The 15,727-nt window shown below is 58.1% G+C and carries 16 protein-coding genes; 9 read left to right on the top strand and 7 right to left on the bottom strand.

The window, feature by feature from the left end:
* Positions 1-161: 161 nt before the first annotated feature.
* Entirely contained in the window at positions 162-1,580 is a 1,419-nt protein-coding gene (gene dnaA, locus FB555_RS07005; protein ID WP_182484771.1) for a chromosomal replication initiator protein DnaA, read from the bottom strand.
* 332 nt (positions 1,581-1,912) lie between these two features.
* Between dnaA and rpmH the strand changes: the two genes are divergently transcribed.
* The 8 genes from rpmH to FB555_RS06965 are packed head-to-tail and all read left to right on the top strand — an operon-like array spanning position 1,913 to position 6,906.
* Positions 1,913-2,050: a 50S ribosomal protein L34 gene (rpmH, locus tag FB555_RS07000; RefSeq protein ID WP_134507576.1), complete on the top strand. Its 138-nt coding sequence runs from the start codon at positions 1,913-1,915 to the stop codon at positions 2,048-2,050.
* 8 nt (positions 2,051-2,058) lie between these two features.
* A complete protein-coding gene (gene rnpA / locus FB555_RS10885) occupies positions 2,059-2,418 on the top strand; it encodes a ribonuclease P protein component (RefSeq protein ID WP_182484770.1) in 360 nt (119 codons plus the stop codon).
* The gene (gene yidD / locus FB555_RS06990) at positions 2,415-2,738 is read left to right on the top strand and encodes a membrane protein insertion efficiency factor YidD (RefSeq protein WP_343046424.1); all 324 of its coding nucleotides are present in this window, start codon (positions 2,415-2,417) and stop codon (positions 2,736-2,738) included. Before rnpA ends, yidD begins: the two co-directional genes overlap by 4 nt.
* Positions 2,739-2,749: 11 nt before the next feature.
* Positions 2,750-3,724 (top strand): membrane protein insertase YidC, encoded by a 975-nt coding sequence (yidC, locus tag FB555_RS06985; RefSeq protein ID WP_182484769.1) that lies wholly within the window; start codon positions 2,750-2,752, stop codon positions 3,722-3,724.
* Complete coding sequence (locus FB555_RS06980) at positions 3,721-4,272, top strand: Jag family protein (protein ID WP_182484768.1); 552 nt, start codon at positions 3,721-3,723, stop codon at positions 4,270-4,272. Before yidC ends, FB555_RS06980 begins: the two co-directional genes overlap by 4 nt.
* 14 nt (positions 4,273-4,286) lie before the next feature.
* Positions 4,287-4,919 carry a 16S rRNA (guanine(527)-N(7))-methyltransferase RsmG gene (rsmG, locus tag FB555_RS06975; protein ID WP_182484767.1) on the top strand — a complete coding sequence of 211 codons (633 nt, stop codon included), beginning with the start codon at positions 4,287-4,289 and terminating at the stop codon, positions 4,917-4,919.
* Positions 4,920-4,963: 44 nt separating this feature from the next.
* A complete protein-coding gene (locus FB555_RS06970) occupies positions 4,964-5,893 on the top strand; it encodes an AAA family ATPase (RefSeq protein ID WP_182484766.1) in 930 nt (309 codons plus the stop codon).
* Positions 5,893-6,906: a ParB/RepB/Spo0J family partition protein gene (locus FB555_RS06965; RefSeq protein ID WP_182484765.1), complete on the top strand. Its 1,014-nt coding sequence runs from the start codon at positions 5,893-5,895 to the stop codon at positions 6,904-6,906. The genes FB555_RS06970 and FB555_RS06965 overlap by 1 nt, the downstream gene beginning before the upstream one ends.
* 9 nt (positions 6,907-6,915) lie before the next feature.
* Here FB555_RS06965 and FB555_RS06960 read toward each other — a convergent pair whose 3' ends face one another.
* From FB555_RS06960 to FB555_RS06935, 6 genes are all read right to left on the bottom strand, one after another.
* On the bottom strand, positions 6,916-7,881 hold the full coding sequence (locus FB555_RS06960; RefSeq protein ID WP_182484764.1) for a D-alanine--D-alanine ligase family protein: 966 nt from the start codon (positions 7,879-7,881) through the stop codon (positions 6,916-6,918).
* Positions 7,882-7,901: 20 nt separating this feature from the next.
* Positions 7,902-9,221 (bottom strand): aminotransferase class I/II-fold pyridoxal phosphate-dependent enzyme, encoded by a 1,320-nt coding sequence (locus FB555_RS06955; protein WP_182484763.1) that lies wholly within the window; start codon positions 9,219-9,221, stop codon positions 7,902-7,904.
* A gap of 135 nt (positions 9,222-9,356) precedes the next feature.
* Positions 9,357-9,683, bottom strand: a complete 327-nt coding sequence (gene trxA, locus FB555_RS06950) for a thioredoxin (protein ID WP_182484762.1) — start codon at positions 9,681-9,683, stop codon at positions 9,357-9,359.
* Between the two features lie 25 nt (positions 9,684-9,708).
* Complete coding sequence (gene trxB, locus FB555_RS06945) at positions 9,709-10,662, bottom strand: thioredoxin-disulfide reductase (RefSeq protein ID WP_182484761.1); 954 nt, start codon at positions 10,660-10,662, stop codon at positions 9,709-9,711.
* A gap of 103 nt (positions 10,663-10,765) precedes the next feature.
* The gene (murJ, locus tag FB555_RS06940) at positions 10,766-12,403 is read right to left on the bottom strand and encodes a murein biosynthesis integral membrane protein MurJ (protein ID WP_182484760.1); all 1,638 of its coding nucleotides are present in this window, start codon (positions 12,401-12,403) and stop codon (positions 10,766-10,768) included.
* Positions 12,390-14,507: a DUF6049 family protein gene (locus FB555_RS06935; protein WP_182484759.1), complete on the bottom strand. Its 2,118-nt coding sequence runs from the start codon at positions 14,505-14,507 to the stop codon at positions 12,390-12,392. Before FB555_RS06935 ends, murJ begins: the two co-directional genes overlap by 14 nt.
* Positions 14,508-14,567: 60 nt before the next feature.
* Between FB555_RS06935 and FB555_RS06930 the strand changes: the two genes are divergently transcribed.
* A partial coding sequence (locus FB555_RS06930) for a CCA tRNA nucleotidyltransferase (protein WP_182484758.1) occupies positions 14,568-15,727 on the top strand: 1,160 nt, incomplete at its 3' end.

The raw sequence follows: 15,727 nt of genomic DNA, 5'->3' as shown, positions 1-15,727 counted from the left end.
GTTGTGGGTGAGGGGGTTCAAACTTCGTTATGTTCATTGAACTGTCGATGCCTGTCCAGCGTGTTACGCACAACATTTGCGAAGTTCTTCACAACCCGGACCGGCGTGTTTGCTTTTTATCCACATGATTATCCACAGGTGCACAACTAAGGGCTTTAGTCCTAGTGGATGCCATTGTGAGCGTAGGCGGTTCCTTGCTTTATTCGCGTCGTAAGTTCTGTTACTTGGTTGTAAATGGAACGACGTTCCTTCATGAGCTCGGCAATTTTCTTACACGCGTGCATGACGGTTGTGTGATCGCGCCCACCGAAAAGCTGCCCAATTTTTGGCAACGAAAGATTTGTCATTTCTCTACAGAGATACATCGCAATTTGCCGAGCCGTGGCAATCGCTTGTGCCCGCGAGGTACCCGTGAGCTCATCAATTCCCAAGCGAAAATAGTCCGCGGTGTTATTGATGATGTCGACCGGAGCGATGATGTTGTCCTCGTCGAGAGTGATGAGGTCCTTCAAGACTGTTTGGACCAGGGAAAGATTTATCGGCTCGCGATTGAGAGTTGCAAAGGCCGTGACCCGAATCAGGGTTCCCTCAAGTTCACGGATATTGCTCGTCACCTTGGAGGCAATGAATTCCAAAATATCGTCCGAGGCTGTCAGTTTTTCTCGTTCGGCTTTCTTGCGAAGAATGGCGATACGGGTTTCAAGGTCGGGGGTATGGACATCGGTAATGAGCCCCCATTCAAAGCGGGTCCGCATGCGGTCCTCGAAGCCCGTCAAGTGCTTTGGAGGCAAATCGCTCGTAATGACAACTTGTTTGTTGTGATCGTGAAGCGTGTTGAAGGTGTGAAAGAACGCTTCTTGGGTTTCTGCTTTACCCTGCAAAAACTGAATGTCATCAATTAACAAAATGTCAATATTGCGGTAGCGCGATTGAAATGCAGCACCGCGGTTATTGGCAATGGAGTTGATGAAATCGTTCGTGAATTCCTCAGAACTCACGTAGCGCACGCGAATGGTGGGATACAGACTTTGGGCATAGTGGCCGATGGCGTGCAGGAGGTGCGTCTTTCCCAATCCTGAATCACCATAGATGAAGAGCGGGTTGTACGCCTTAGCGGGAGCTTCTGCCACGGCAACAGCGGCAGCGTGAGCAAAGCGATTGGAAGACCCAATCACGAAGCTGTCGAAGTTATATTTGGGATTAAGGCGGGATTCTGTTTCTGGGGATGCAGCCATGATCGTTGGTGCCGTGGGCGGATTACGATTTTCCGGCTCCGCCTCCAGAGCAAGTTCATCGGGTGCTGACGGAGCACCGAGATCAGGGTTCACCACGATGGCGAAGGTCGTAATTTTGGCGTCGATTCCTAAGAGACCGATAGCGATCAGGAGCGGCGTGCGCAAGCGCTGCTCAATCATGCTCCGCGTGAAATCGTTGGGAACCTCAAGATAGATTGTTCCGGCCATGATGCCCTTGGGCTCAATGAGACTTGCGAAACCGTAGAGGGGGGCGGTCACTCCTGGATCCTGAGTAAGAGCCGTCAAAATTTTGGACCAGGTTAACCGAAGGTCGTCGTCTTCCATGAAATATGCCTACCCTAAATCTGAATAAAAGTTATCCACCGAAAGGTGTGGGGGCCGCGTGAAAATTCCTTGTTGCAGGCGTGCACGGGCTGGGGATAACTTTTATAGACGTTAGCGAAAGCTGTGAATATCAGCAACTCAATTTTTTTCATTCGGGCGTGTCGCTCATTCCAAATCAGCAGATTTCTCACCATAATCGCGTGGTTCACGTCACTCGGTTTGACGCAGGCCCTGTGACCCCTTAGATTTAATCGGTTGATGCCATGTGTGCATCCCTTTGTTTTGTGACCTTTAGTGGGGCACGCGACATCAGTTTTCCTGGAGATTGACTTATGAGCAAGCGAACGTTCCAACCCAATAACCGTCGTCGCGCCAAGGTGCACGGCTTTCGTCTGCGCATGCGTACCCGTGCCGGCCGCGCCATTTTGGGTGCTCGCCGTCGCAAGGGTCGCATCGAACTCTCCGCTTAGTTCCGCACGTGCTCGATCGGGCACACCGCCTCACTCACCCGCGTGACTTCACCCGGGTGGCTCGTCGCGGGCGACGTAAAGCAGGAAAGTTCGTGGTGTGCCACAGCCTCCTCGTTTCCCAAGAGGACAACTCCCCTGTTTCCGTGCCGTCCGATCGAGGAACACGCTTTGGCATTGTCTCGTCAAAGGCAGTGGGAAATGCGCCAACAAGAAATCGGGTGCGGAGGCGGCTACGAGAAATCGCCCGCGAATTGATGACCGAACCCGTGGGCGACGTTGTTATCCGCGCTCTTCCCGGTTCCGCTGATGCAAGTTGGGATCAGCTCCGTACCGAAGTTCGAACATTGTTGGGGGTGACGGCACCGTGAGCCCGACCATCACTAAGAGTGCCGTTTTTCTCTACCTCCTCCCGCGCAATATTGCGGTTCTCCTCCTTCGGGCATATCGAATGCTCATCTCACCGCTCTATGGGGATGTCTGCCGCTATTACCCGTCATGCTCACACTTTGGTTTGCAGGCCATTCAGCAGCGGGGTCTCGTCCTCGGTTCGGCGCTGACGTTGCGTAGGCTAGGAAGATGTCACCCGTGGGCACGCGGTGGGGTGGACGATGTTCCACCTGTACGACATCAAAGATTTCGCGTCACGACGTTCGGTTTTGTCGTGATGAACAGTGACGGAAGGGCGTAAGGCTCAAAACTATGGATATTATCGGCACAATTCTGTGGCCCATTAAATGGGCGATTGAGCTCATTCTTGTCTTCTTCCACTGGGTGTGGACCTCTATTGGCATGGACCCAACGGCGGGAGCGACGTGGGTCTTGGCGATCGTTGGTCTCGTTATTGTTGTCCGCGCCGCTCTCATTCCTGTTTTCGTCAAGCAAATCAAGAGCCAGCGCAAGATGCTCGAGATCGCGCCGCAACTCAAGAAGATCCAAGATAAGTACAAAGGAAAACGGGATCAGTTCTCCCGTGAAGCCATGTCCCGCGAGACAATGGAGCTTTACAAACGCACGGGAAGTAACCCGCTAAGCAGCTGTCTTCCTCTCTTGCTCCAAATGCCAATTTTCTTCGGCTTGTTCTCGGTACTGAACGAGGCCCAGAACAGCAAGGCGGGCGTTGGACCCCTCAGTTCGGAATTGGCTGCCCAGTTCGGTGGGGCCTCATTATTTGGGATCGCTCCCCTGCACAGCAGCTTCTCGAGCGCCGCCAATGCGGTACCTCAGCAGGTCTCTGTCATGATCATCGCTGTCGTGATGGTCATTCTGATGACGGGGTCGCAGTTCATTACGCAACTTCAGATCGTTTCCAAGAACATGTCTGAGGAGACCAAGGCCAGCCCCACGTTCCGCCAGCAACGCATCCTCCTGTACCTTCTCCCCCTTGTGTTTGCTTTCTCCGGTTTCACCTTCCCCCTGGGCGTGATGTTCTACTGGTTGGTTTCCAACTTCTGGACCATGGGGCAGCAGTTCATTGTTATTCGTAATATGCCAACTCCGGGAAGCCAAGCAGCCAAAGCACGTGAGGAGCGCCTCGCTCGCAAGGGCATCGCGCAACTTGCGGACGGCACACCGGACGCTAACGAACCCGAACCCGAACCCAAGCCCACGCAGCGTCAGCAGCCTCTGGGAAAGAATAGATCTAAGAAGAAGCCCGGAAAGAAGAGCCCACAGTGACCGATGTAACAGAAACCGCAACCCCCGCCCTTCCCGCTGTTGATGTGGCCGAAACAGCCCAGGCAGCCGAGGGGGAGACCCCCGCGGTAAACGAACTCGAGCACGAGGGTGATGTGGCGGCAGACTACATCGAGGAACTCCTTGACATCTGCGACCTTGATGGCGATCTCGATATTGATGCTCGCAACGGCCGGGCCTACGTTTCGGTTACGGCAACGGATGAGGGAAACCTTCGCGGTCTATCCGCCCCGGATGCCGTCGCGGCCCTGCAGGAACTCACTCGTCTCGCCGTGCAGAACAAAACTGGAGAATTCTCTCGGCTAATTCTCGATGTCGGAGGCTCACGCCAAGCTCGCGAAAAAGAACTTTCCGCGCTCGTAGACGCCGCTATTTCTCGGATCACCGGCGGTTCGGCTTCGGCAGCGCTCCCATCCATGAGCTCCTACGAACGCAAACTTGTGCACGATCTTGTGTCCGAGCGCGGTTTCGTCTCGAACTCCAGCGGTGAAGGCAAGGATCGTCACACCGTCATCACTGCCGGCAAATAGTTTCACGTGAAACATTGACCACGGTTTATGAAACGGAGCCGGCTGTTGCCGAGCTCATCTTCGGCGAAAACGTGGCCGTGGCCCGCAAATTTACGGCGAACCTGGCTCAGTTCGGCGAAGAACTCGGCCTCATTGGGCCGCTGGAACTTCCACGTTTGTGGACCCGTCACATCTTGAATTGCGCCGTCATGGCGCCCCTGCTCATGACCGACGGTGTCGTGGGGGATGTTGGAAGCGGGGCCGGCCTACCGGGTCTCGTGCTCGCTATTGCCAGGCCCGACGTGGAACTCGTGTTGATTGAACCCATGGAGCGTCGCGTCGCGTGGCTCAACAACCAAATCGCTGAGTTGGGTTTGAGAAACACGACGGTCCTGCGGGAACGCGCCGAAGATGTTCGCATCGGCGAAGGCTTCGACCAGGTGACAGCACGCGCCGTGAGCGCGCTGAAAAAACTGATTCCGCTGACTGTTCCCTTGGTGCGCTCCGGGGGAGAAATCGTGGTCATGAAGGGAAAGAGCGCCGAGGTGGAAATTGAATCGGCAGCAAAGCAAATTAGGACCTACCGCCTCCAAAACCTGGAAGTTCTTACGTTGGGCGAGGGCTTATTGGCCGAAGTGACGCGCGTCGTGAGGGCTACAGTTAACTAGCCAGCAGTTGCCCATCCGCCTCCAGACTTAAGCAAAGGTTTCACGTGAAACATTCGGAAAATTCCCTTGCGGGAGTCTCGAACGCAAACGATTCTCCGTTGGCGCGGGAGTTGGCGAATTTGACGAGCCGCCGCAAGATTTTAGCGGATGTAGCACCCCCGTTACCTGCCTTTACACGCATCCTGACGGTCTCTAACCAAAAGGGGGGCGTTGGCAAGACGACAACGACCGTCAACCTTGCTGCCGCGTTGGCGCGGCTGGGGGCTCGTGTTCTGGTGATTGACCTTGATCCTCAAGGCAATGCATCCACGGCCTTGGGCATCGATCATCACGAGGGAGTTCCGGGCATTTATGATGTGCTGATCGGCGATGCCAAACTCAGCGACGTTATTCAAGCCAGTCCCGAACAGGGTGATATTTTCTGTGCCCCAAGCAACATCAATCTGGCCGGTGCGGAGATCGAACTGGTGGATGCCGAGCGCCGAGAGTTCGTTCTGCGCGCAGCGATTCATACGTTACTCACGGATTCCTCGGCCCCGTTCCACTACGTCTTTATCGATTGCCCTCCCTCGCTCGGGCTCTTGACCCTCAACGCCTTTGTGGCGGCTCGTGAAGTTTTGATCCCCATTCAATGCGAGTATTACGCCCTCGAGGGGCTGAGCCAGCTACTGAAGACGATCGAACGTGTTTCGGCCAATACCAACCCCAACCTCCGCGTCTCGACGATCTTATTGACGATGTTTGACGCACGGACGCGCTTGGCTAATGAAGTAGCCGACGATGTTCGCACGCATTTTCCCGAGCTTGTGCTTTCCTCCGTGATACCCCGCGCTGTCCGCGTTTCCGAGGCACCAAGCTACGGTCAGACCGTTGTGAGCTACGACCCCACGTCCGTCGGGGCCATTTCCTATATCGAAGCCGCCGTTGAGATTGCTCAACGCGGTGCCGTCGACGCGCAGCAAGGAGCCCAATAATGGCGTCACCAAAGAGAACCGGTCTTGGCCGCGGTATTGGCGCGTTGATTCCATCGCAGCCAGTAGGGGAGGAAGGCAAGTCGCGTCCCGTCGACGTCTTCTTCCCAGATCAGCTCGGCTCCGTTCCGACCGGCGCCGGCAATGCGAATGGCCCCATAAAAGCGAGCTCATCGGCAACTTCTTCGCAGAGCGAACCTGAGCTCGTCCCGGTTCCCGGCGCGCGCCTCGCTTTTGTGTCCCCGCACAAAATCATCCCCAATCCGCAACAGCCGCGGAAGGATTTTGACGCGGACGACCTGGCGGAGTTGGTTCACAGCATCCGCGAAATTGGAATTCTGCAACCCATCGTGGTTCGGGAGATTCCGGGACAAGACACCTATGAGCTCATCATGGGCGAGCGCCGATTGCGTGCGTCGAAGGAAGTGGGTCTGGAGAGCATCCCGGTCATTATTCGGGACACCGCCGATGAAGACATGTTGCGCGATGCCCTGCTGGAGAACCTCCACCGTTCCCAGCTGAATCCCCTCGAGGAGGCTTCGGCGTACCAGCAACTTTTGGCAGACTTTGGAATTACGCAAGAGCAACTCGCCACGAGGATTGGCCGCTCGCGGCCACAGATCAGCAACACATTGCGTCTGCTCAAGCTTCCCCCGGCCGTGCAGCTGCGCGTTGCTGCCGGAGTCCTAAGCGCGGGCCATGCTCGAGCGATTTTGGCTACCGTTGACCCGGAGGCCATGCAGCGCCTCGCCGACCGGATCGTGAACGAGGAGCTTTCCGTTCGGGCAGCCGAGGCTCTGGCTCAGCAGACACCCAAGAAGGCTAAAGCCAAGGCCACCGCGGGGGGCCGCCTAGGTCAACTCAACGAGATTGCCGAACACCTCGGTGACCGCCTCGACACCCGCGTAAAAGTATCACTCGGCGCTAAAAAAGGCCTGATCAGCATAGAATTTGCCACTATTGCTGATCTCAACCGAATTCTCACGGAGCTCGGCGAAAAGCCCTTTGGAGGTTAGTTTCGGAGGCTAGTTTCGAACGCGATTGGCTACGGCACGCCGAGCAAGGGTCTCGTATAACGCACCCAACTCAAACCCGGCCGCCTCCATGGCGATCGGCGCCGAAGACGTCTCGGTGAGGCCGGGAAGGGCATTGGCCTCGAGGAACCAGGGCGTGCCGAGCGCGTCCACGATGAGATCGATGCGCGAGAGGTAGTCCAGCCCCAGGGTCTCGTGCACGGACACCGCGACATCCGCGATGCGCGCGGATACGGCATCGGAGAGGCGCGCGGGAACGAAGAAGTTCGTCTCCCCCGCGTTGTAACGGGCTTCAAAGCTGTAAACCCCGTCGAGCGGAACAATCTCCACGGCCGGCAGTGCCCGGGGGCCATCACCGGTGTCGATGACGGTGACCGATACTTCAACGCCGGCAACATGCTTCTCGATGAGCGCGACATCGGAGTACGTGTAGGCATCGACCATGGCACGAGGAAGTTGGTCGGCGCGGGTGACAATCGTCACACCCTGCGCCGACCCCCCGGAAGCCGGCTTGACCACGAGGCTCTGGCCTAGCGCTCCGGAGATGAGCTGGAGAACGGTGGCTGCCCCAAGTTCCCTAAAGGCCTCACGGGCCAACGTAATGGATTCGGGGGTGTCAACACCGGCACGAGCCACCAGGGTCTTCGCAATGGGTTTTGACCAGGCCAAGCGCGCGGCAGCGGCCGTGGGCCCGACATAGGCGTAGCCCGAGACTTCGAGGAGCCCCAAGAGAGCACCGTCTTCACCGCTGAACCCGTGGAGCGCTGGCCAGACAACATCAGGAGCCGAGTCCATCAGGTTGGAAAATAAGGAGGCATCGGGATCGGCGAGGGACACGTTGTGACCGCAACCCTGAAGGGCATCCGAGACACGGCGGCCCGAACGAAGCGATACTTCGCGCTCGTGCGAGATTCCTCCGGCAAGCACAGTAATTGTGAGTGGCGCTGAATTGCTCATAGAAAAAAGCCTTTCGTGGGCTAACTCATGTCGGGCGGAGGGGAAATTACATTGTCTTCACCGGCGGAGGCCGTGAGTGACCCCGTGCCCGCAAAGGTGGACAACAGGTCGAGTTCTCCGTTGATGACAGTCGCAAGGCGGCGAATACCGATGCGAATGTTTTCGGGCGTCGGATAACAGAACGAGAGCCGCAAGTTCTGGCGACCTCCGCCGTCGGCGTAGAAGGCCGTCCCTGGCGTGTAGGCCACGAGTTCAGTGACGGCACGGGGCAACATGGCCTTCGAATCGAGGGCGTCGGGCAGAGTCACCCACACGTAGAACCCACCGTTGGGCACCGTCCACGACAGTTCGGGTAGATGCTCGGCCAGGGAGGTGAGCATCGTGTCTCGGCGCTCGCGATAGACATCGCGAAAACTGATAATTTGGCCCATCCAGTCGGCCGACGCCAAATACTCACTAATGACAAGCTGGCTAAAGGAGCTGGGGCACAAGATAGCCGATTCAGCCGCCAGAACGAGTTTCTCTTTGATTGCGTGCGGCGCGAGGGCCCAGCCCACCCGAAAACCGGGCGCGAGGGTCTTGGAGAACGATCCTAAGTAAATGACACCATCTTCATCCAGGGAGCGGATGGCCGGCGGCACATCCTCATCAAAGGAGAGCAGCCCATACGGATTGTCTTCCAGCACGAGAATTCCCGCGTCCTGGCAAATCTGAAGGATTTCGGGACGTCGCTCTGCGCTGAGGGTAACTCCCGCGGGATTGTGAAAGTTAGGGATTGTGTACAGGAATTTGATAGTGCGACCCTCGGCGCCCATGCGTGTGATGGCGGCCCGCAACGCATCCGGAATGAGGCCGTCGTTATCCATGTCGACGTGTTCAATGTGGGCCTGGTAGGAACGGAAGACCCCAATGGCGCCCACGTAGCTGGGGGCCTCCGCCAAGACGACATCACCGGGGTTGATGAATAGCTTTGTTACGAGGTCGAGAGCCTGCTGGCTTCCGGTGGTGACCACAATGTCGTCGACACTGGCAGAAATACCCTCCAGCGCCATGATCTCGAGAATTTGCTCCCGCAGGGCCGGAACGCCCTGGCCGGAACCGTATTGGAGAGCGGTGGGTCCCTGTTCGCTCATGACGCGCGACAAAGCACCATTAATGAGGTCTTCGGGGAGGGCGCGCACAAAAGGCATCCCCCCGGCGAGAGAAACGACTTCGGGCCGTGAAGCGACAGCAAAGAGTGCGCGCACTTCTGATGCGCTGAGGCCGGACGCCCGGTCGGCGTAGTGACCAAACCAAGGATCGAGCTTGATCGCCTGACCGGCTTCAGTATTTTCGCTCACAGAGCCATGCTACTTGCCGCCATCTCAGGGGATGAATCCCGGTGTTGAATTATCGCGCAAAATGACGGGGATCCACGCACAAAAACCGCCGGGCAACAGGGCCAAGCGGTTTTTGTGGGGTGCGGATTTCGTGAACTAGCCGATGAACGCGGCCAAGTCTGCCTCGATGGCGGGCTTGGGCTTGGCGCCGATGATGGTCTTGACGACCTCACCGTTTTGGAAGACCTTCATCGCGGGGATGGAGGTGATCTGATACAAAGCCGCCGTCTGCGGGTTTTCATCCACGTTGAGCTTGACGATGTCGATCTTGTCGCCGTTCTCGAGCAAGATCTGGTCAAGAATGGGTCCAACGGCGCGGCAGGGGCCACACCATTCGGCCCAGAAGTCAACGAGAACGGGCTTGGAACTTGCGAGGACCTGGGCTGCGAATGTCGCATCGGTCACTGCTGGTGCAGTGGACATGGGGATCTCCTTCGTTTCTTTGTAATTACTGGATTTCGGCCTGTGCGAGTACCGCGACAGGAAGGGCTGACAGAAAATGTTCGGCGTCAAGGGCAGCAACCGTTCCGCTACCGGCAGCCGTAACTGCCTGGCGGTAGGTGGGATCGATGACATCTCCGGCTGCAAAGACACCGCTGAGGTTGGTTTTGGAAGAGCGACCCTTGACGGCAATCGTTCCCTCAGGGGTGAGGTCAAGTTGGCCATGAATCAAGTGGGTCCGGGGATCATTTCCAATGGCGATAAAGAGCCCGTCCAGGGGCAAATCGCGCTTAACACCCGTGACGGTGTCTTCGATGGTGATGCCAGTGAGGGCGTCATCTCCCAGGAGGGCGTCCACGGCTGAATTCCAAACAAACTCAATCTTGGGATTCGCAAAGGCACGATCTTGCATGATCTTTGAGGCCCGAAGACTGTCCTTGCGGTGGACGACGTAGACCTTGTCGGCGAAACGGGTGAGGAAGTTGGCTTCCTCCATTGCTGAGTCGCCGCCGCCGACGATGGCCACCGTCTTCTGGCGGAAGAAGAAGCCGTCGCACGTGGCACACCACGAAACACCGTGCCCTGACAGGCGATCCTCATTGGGCAGGCCCAGCTTGCGGTACGCGGATCCGGTGGCAAAAATCACCGCGAGAGCTTCGAAGGTGTCACCGTTACCGATCGTAATCTTCTTTACCTCGCCAGAAAGATCAAGGCTCGTCACGTCATCCAGTAAGATTTCGGCACCAAACTTCTCGGCCTGCTCCTGCATCTTGATCATGAGGTCGGGCCCCATGATGCCCTCGGGGAAACCGGGGAAATTTTCGACATCGGTGGTGTTCATGAGCTCTCCGCCGGCCTCAACCGAGCTGGCGATGAGGAGGGGCTTAAAGTTGGCGCGAGCAGCATAGATGGCAGCGGTGTAACCCGCGGGACCTGACCCGATAATGATGACTTGACGCATAACTGCTCCTTAGCGTTGCCGACAAACGACGTGCGTGACGGCTCAAAGTTGATAAACACATTCTACGGTCGGTGTATTCCTTGGGGATCTAGCGGGGAGTGAACTAGCGGCCAATTCTCACGCGCACCATGCGAACGACGGCAGCGAGTTCGGAGGTGCGAAAGAGTCCGAGGAGCAGGGCGTAGACCACCGTGACGACGAGGCCGATGCACACCATCGCGATGAGTGCTCCGAAGACCGAGGCAAGAGCAAAGCCGTCCTCAGAATAGGCCCCGAGAACGGCGCCCGCAATCACCCCGGCAACGGTTGCAACACCGCCAGCAACGTAGGAACGAAGGCCGGTCACACGCAGGCGACGGGAATCGAGACCGCTGAGGCGACGGCGAAGAAGCGCGTAGGAAACGATAGCTTGCACGAGGACGGAGGTGATGAGACTGGCGGCCACTCCTTGAGCAATCATCTCGAGGGGTAACAGAGACGAAGCTAAAGCGAGAGCACAGAAGAGACCCACCTGCAGGAGGGTCAGGTTAAAGAGCACTCGAGCTCGGCCCAGCGCGAGAAACACCCGGAAAATAACGTAGAGAGCGCTGAAGGCCGGCAAACCAATCACCAAGATCTGGATGAGGCTTGCCAAACTTGCGATAGCGAAAAAGTCTTGCCCGGCAAAGAGTGTCGAAACCGGGTAAGCGACGCAGGCCAACCCGGCTGCGGCCCAAACCACGAGAAGTCCAATATTGCGAAGTGCTTCGGAGGTATCGGCCTCGACTTCCGCCATCTTTTTGCTCGCGGCGTGCTCACTCATCCGCGTGAAATAGACGGTTCCCATGGACACCGCAATGATCGAGTGCGGGAGCATGAAAATCAACCACGCCGTTGCCAGCGTGAACACGGAAGCCCCAACACCAGAGGCCTGAGAGACAACATTGGTTTCGATAATGCCGCCCAATTGGGTGACCAAGACGATGCCGAATGTCCAGCCGGCAACGCGCCCGGTTTCTCGGAGTCCGACACCCTTCCAGATGAAGTCCGGGCGGAATCCGAGGCCGAGTCGACGCCAAAAAACGATGAGGATGAGGGCCTGGGCCGCAACGCCCAAGGTGGCGGTACCGGCGAGAAGGTTGACCATGGACGACGTCCAGTCGGTAACCGAACGTTCCCCACCGGTGTCAACGCCAAAAACGACCATGAAGGCGATGACGCCTAGAAGTGCGACGACATTGTTCAGAACCGGCGCCCACGTGAAGGGACCAAAGGATCCGCGGGCATTCAAAACTTCGCCCAGAACGGTATAAAGGCCATAGAAGAAGATCTGCGGCAAACACCAGTACGCGAAGGCGGAGGCGAGAGCAAGTTGTTCGGTGGACCAGGAGCCCGCAAAAAGGGCCACAAGCCAGGGTGCCGCGAGGGTTGCCAACAGCGTTACGCCGAGCAGAACCACGAGGGCCATGGTCATCAACTTGTTGATGTATGCAATGCCGCCGTCGCGATGAAGGGCAGACTTCACGATGGCCGGCACTAACGTCGCGGTCAGTACACCCCCGGCAATAATCACGTAGATGCTACTGGGAAGTTGATTGGCCACCGCGAAGGAGTCAGCGCCGGCACTCCCCACGACACCCAGGGTTTGTGCCAAAATGATGGTCTTCACGAACCCGAGCGCGCGCGAGACTACGGTGCCCGAACCCAAAAGAAAACTCGACCGCCCGATCGAGGGCGAACCCGCCGCCCTAACCACGAACATCCGCATGCGTACCGGCACGCACATCGGCGGCTAAAGCGTCGGCGGCAGAAGCATCGTGGCGCTTGCGGACCGTGCGCACGACACCGGCGATGAGTAATGCCGCGAAGAGAACCCCTAACCCGCCGAGGCCCCAACTTTCCCAATCCGCGCGAACGTTGACCGGGAGCGTAACGGAGCTTCCGATCGGCACACCGGTCGGGGAAATCAAAGAAACGGATAACACCACACTGCCATTGCTGAGGCGGGCTTTGACGGGGACTAAGGCTTTCGCCTGGGCTTCTCCCTGAACCGTGATGGTCGCGTCGGAGTCCACACTGATTCGACCATTGGAGGGTGTCGCGTGAACGACGATGGTCACCGGAACAGTCAGCGTATTTTCGATGGTGATCGGAATGTTGACTTGGCCGCCGACCATCTGAATTTCACTGCTGGGCACGACGCGAATCGAACTCAACGTTTTCGAGGTTTGCGCAAGGTGAGCGTCGACAGCGAGGGGCCAACTTTTGGAAGACGTCCAGGCCACGGAGAACAGTGCAAGTTCCTGGCGCGTTGACGCGTCTGTGACAAGAGCGGGGGTTTCGACAACGCTGGAGAAACGGGCGAGGGCGTCGCGGTTCTCCAACAATCGCTGGGCTATTGTGACGCGAGCTTCGCTCTCGGGCTGGTCAACCACCGTGGTGCTCGGAGCCGATGCCGATGAAATTACCTTCCCCAGCGTTCCGCCGTCAACCCAACTGAGATCGTTCAACCGATCGAGAGCCTCCCCGATTCTTGCATCGGAGACGTCACCCAACGACTCCCGGGAAAGTGCTGCAATGGCATCACCTTGGGTGTTGGGATTGAGAGCTGTCGTAGCGAGATAGGCCGAGGCGAGGCTGACATTCGCCATCCAATGCACGTCGTCTACAGCCGAGCCAGTGGCCTGCAGGGCACGGCTCAATTCGAAATTTGTGATGAGCGTGCGCTGGCTCCCGACGGACGTCAACGCCGGGGAATTTGCGCCTGCCGCAACGTTGGACGAGGACAGCACCAGGAACTGCGTACGAACGGGGGCAATAACGGACAGGTCCGTGGCGACAATGGAATTTTCTGCTGGCCAGGCAATTCCGGTGAGCATAGGGGACCACACTGCCGTGGGTACGGAGGGACTTGCGTTTGGGTTCGCTGATGCGTCGGGGACGGGGCTTGCCGTTGGGCTCGGCGTAGCGGGGACGACAAGCTGGGGCTGGTCGGCGAAGCCGGGCGTTGCGAGGGCGGTGGCGCCGGCCTGTGCCTGCAGAGCAATGTCGGCATCGGCGTAGGCCAAGGCGAAACTTTCGTTCGGCAAGGCCGCGAGACGAGCCAGCCACGACTGGGCAGCAGCGGGGGCCTTCTCGCCGAGAGCATCGATGGAGGCGATGATGCGTGGATCGACAGCAAGGGTCACGTTCCGGCCGGTAGCCAAGGCCAACTGGCTTGTGAGGAGACCTTCGGCTGATGTGAGCACGGAGAGTTCTTCGGACGAAAGAAGCCCCGAGGCGGAGGGTGGCGAAATGACGGGAAGAAGCGTGACGAGGTGGGCCGCAGGAGGTGCTCCCGGGGTGGCCCAAATGAGGACTCCTCGCCCAGTACCGGCGCTTGTTCCGCCCACTTCCAGGTCCGCGGCAAGACCGCGTGGACCCCAAGAACTTCCATAGTAAGCATTGGTGAGGGGCAGACGTGCCGTGATCACGGCGTGGGCACCCACGGCCAGGGCTGGGGCGTTCAAAACGCCGAGCCACTGCCCTGGTTTTTTCTTGCCGTCTGACTTCGCGAGCCAGTCGTTCAGGGCGACGGCGTCACCGAGAAGATCCGAACCCGTCGTGACAACGACCTGACCGGCCGCCGTCGCTTTCTGGGAATCGTTGACCAATGACACCGTGACGGCCACTTCTTGACTGTCACTCACGGGCGCGCCCGAGGTGGGAAAAATACTGACACTTACCTCGCCAGAGGCGTTCTCCACCGCAATAGCGGAGGGGACTAAGGCCGCGGAGGGAGCAAGTGAGAAGCCCGCGCCCAGAACGGCGACCACGGTGAGCCTCACGAACATGCGCCGGGCACGTCTCACAGGGGCGGCCAACATGAGTGCAATTCTAGGCGTTTGAGCCCTGCCGGGCTTGAGGCTCCGCGTAGAATCTCAGGAATGCACAGCGCCGCCACTGCCCTCGACTCGCTTCGCCGTCTCAGCGAGACGCCAAGTGTCTCAATGCTTTCGGTTGCCTTTGCTCAGGCGGGCTTCGAACTCGCCCTGGTTGGTGGCCCCGTTCGGGATGCTTTTCTCGGCCGGATCGTGAACGATTTGGACTTCACGACGAACGCGACGCCTGATGAAATTTTGGGCGTCGTCATTCCCCTTTCTGATACCCACTGGGACATCGGTCGGCAATTCGGTACCATCGGCGCCCGCATCGCGGGAGAAGCTGTTGAAATTACGACCTATCGGGTCGACCAATACGATGGAGAAACTCGCAAACCCGAGGTGGCCTTTGGCTTGAGCCTCGAAGATGATTTGGCGCGCCGCGACTTCACGGTCAACGCCATGGCAGTGCGTCTTCCTCAACTCGTGCTCGTGGATCCTTTCGGGGGAATTGACGATCTCATTGCCCGCCGGTTGCGAGCGCCGTCGACCCCCGCCATTTCCTTCGATGAAGATCCCCTGCGCATGATGAGAGCCGCGCGCTTCGTCTCGCAGCTGGGCTTTGAGCTGACCGAGGAAACAGAGTGGGCGATGGCCGAGCGGGCGGCCTCCATTGCCAAAATTTCTGCCGAGCGCGTGAATGATGAGCTGTGCAAGTTGCTGAAGACGGACTCGCCGCGGGCGGGCATCCAACTGTTATGTCGCACGGGGGTTGCCGACCTGGTCATTCCCGAAATTCCCGCACTGAGACTCGAAGTCGATGAACACCACCACCACAAAGATGTCTTCGAGCACACGTTGACCGTGTTGGATCAGGCCATTGAGCTGGAAAAATCACGGCATCCGGATGCGGAACCAGACCTCACCTTGCGCATCGCCGCGCTGATGCACGACATTGGCAAGCCTGCAACCCGCAAATTGGAACCGGGAGGAGTGGTCAGTTTTTACCACCACGACCTGGTGGGCTCCAAGCTCGTGGCGAAGCGCATGAAGGCACTGCGTTTCGATAAAGAAACCACCGTCAATGCGGCGCGGTTGGTGGAGTTGCACCTTCGCTTCTTTGGCTACACCGAGGGTGCATGGACGGATTCGGCCGTGCGTCGTTACGTTCGGGATGCCGGTGATCAGTTGGAACGCCTTCACATTTTGACCCGCGCCGATGTGAC

The sequence above is a fragment of the Alpinimonas psychrophila genome, assembly GCF_014137865.1.
Taxonomy (GTDB): domain Bacteria; phylum Actinomycetota; class Actinomycetes; order Actinomycetales; family Microbacteriaceae; genus Alpinimonas; species Alpinimonas psychrophila.
The sequence above is the reverse complement of the archived record's forward strand: the minus strand, read 5'-3'. Positions and strand labels throughout refer to the sequence as shown.

Excerpts from the sequence above, each read along its gene's own strand:
- trxB (WP_182484761.1), bottom strand. The coding sequence starts at position 10,662 with ATGCGTCAAGTCATCATTATCGGGTCAGGTCCCGCGGGTTACACCGCT.
- murJ (WP_182484760.1), bottom strand. The coding sequence starts at position 12,403 with ATGTTCGTGGTTAGGGCGGCGGGTTCGCCCTCGATCGGGCGGTCGAGT.
- FB555_RS06965 (WP_182484765.1), top strand. The coding sequence starts at position 5,893 with ATGGCGTCACCAAAGAGAACCGGTCTTGGCCGCGGTATTGGCGCGTTG.
- FB555_RS06935 (WP_182484759.1), bottom strand. The coding sequence starts at position 14,507 with ATGTTGGCCGCCCCTGTGAGACGTGCCCGGCGCATGTTCGTGAGGCTC.
- trxA (WP_182484762.1), bottom strand. The coding sequence starts at position 9,683 with ATGTCCACTGCACCAGCAGTGACCGATGCGACATTCGCAGCCCAGGTC.
- yidC (WP_182484769.1), top strand. The coding sequence starts at position 2,750 with ATGGATATTATCGGCACAATTCTGTGGCCCATTAAATGGGCGATTGAG.
- rpmH (WP_134507576.1), top strand. The coding sequence starts at position 1,913 with ATGAGCAAGCGAACGTTCCAACCCAATAACCGTCGTCGCGCCAAGGTG.
- dnaA (WP_182484771.1), bottom strand. The coding sequence starts at position 1,580 with ATGGAAGACGACGACCTTCGGTTAACCTGGTCCAAAATTTTGACGGCT.
- FB555_RS06960 (WP_182484764.1), bottom strand. The coding sequence starts at position 7,881 with ATGAGCAATTCAGCGCCACTCACAATTACTGTGCTTGCCGGAGGAATC.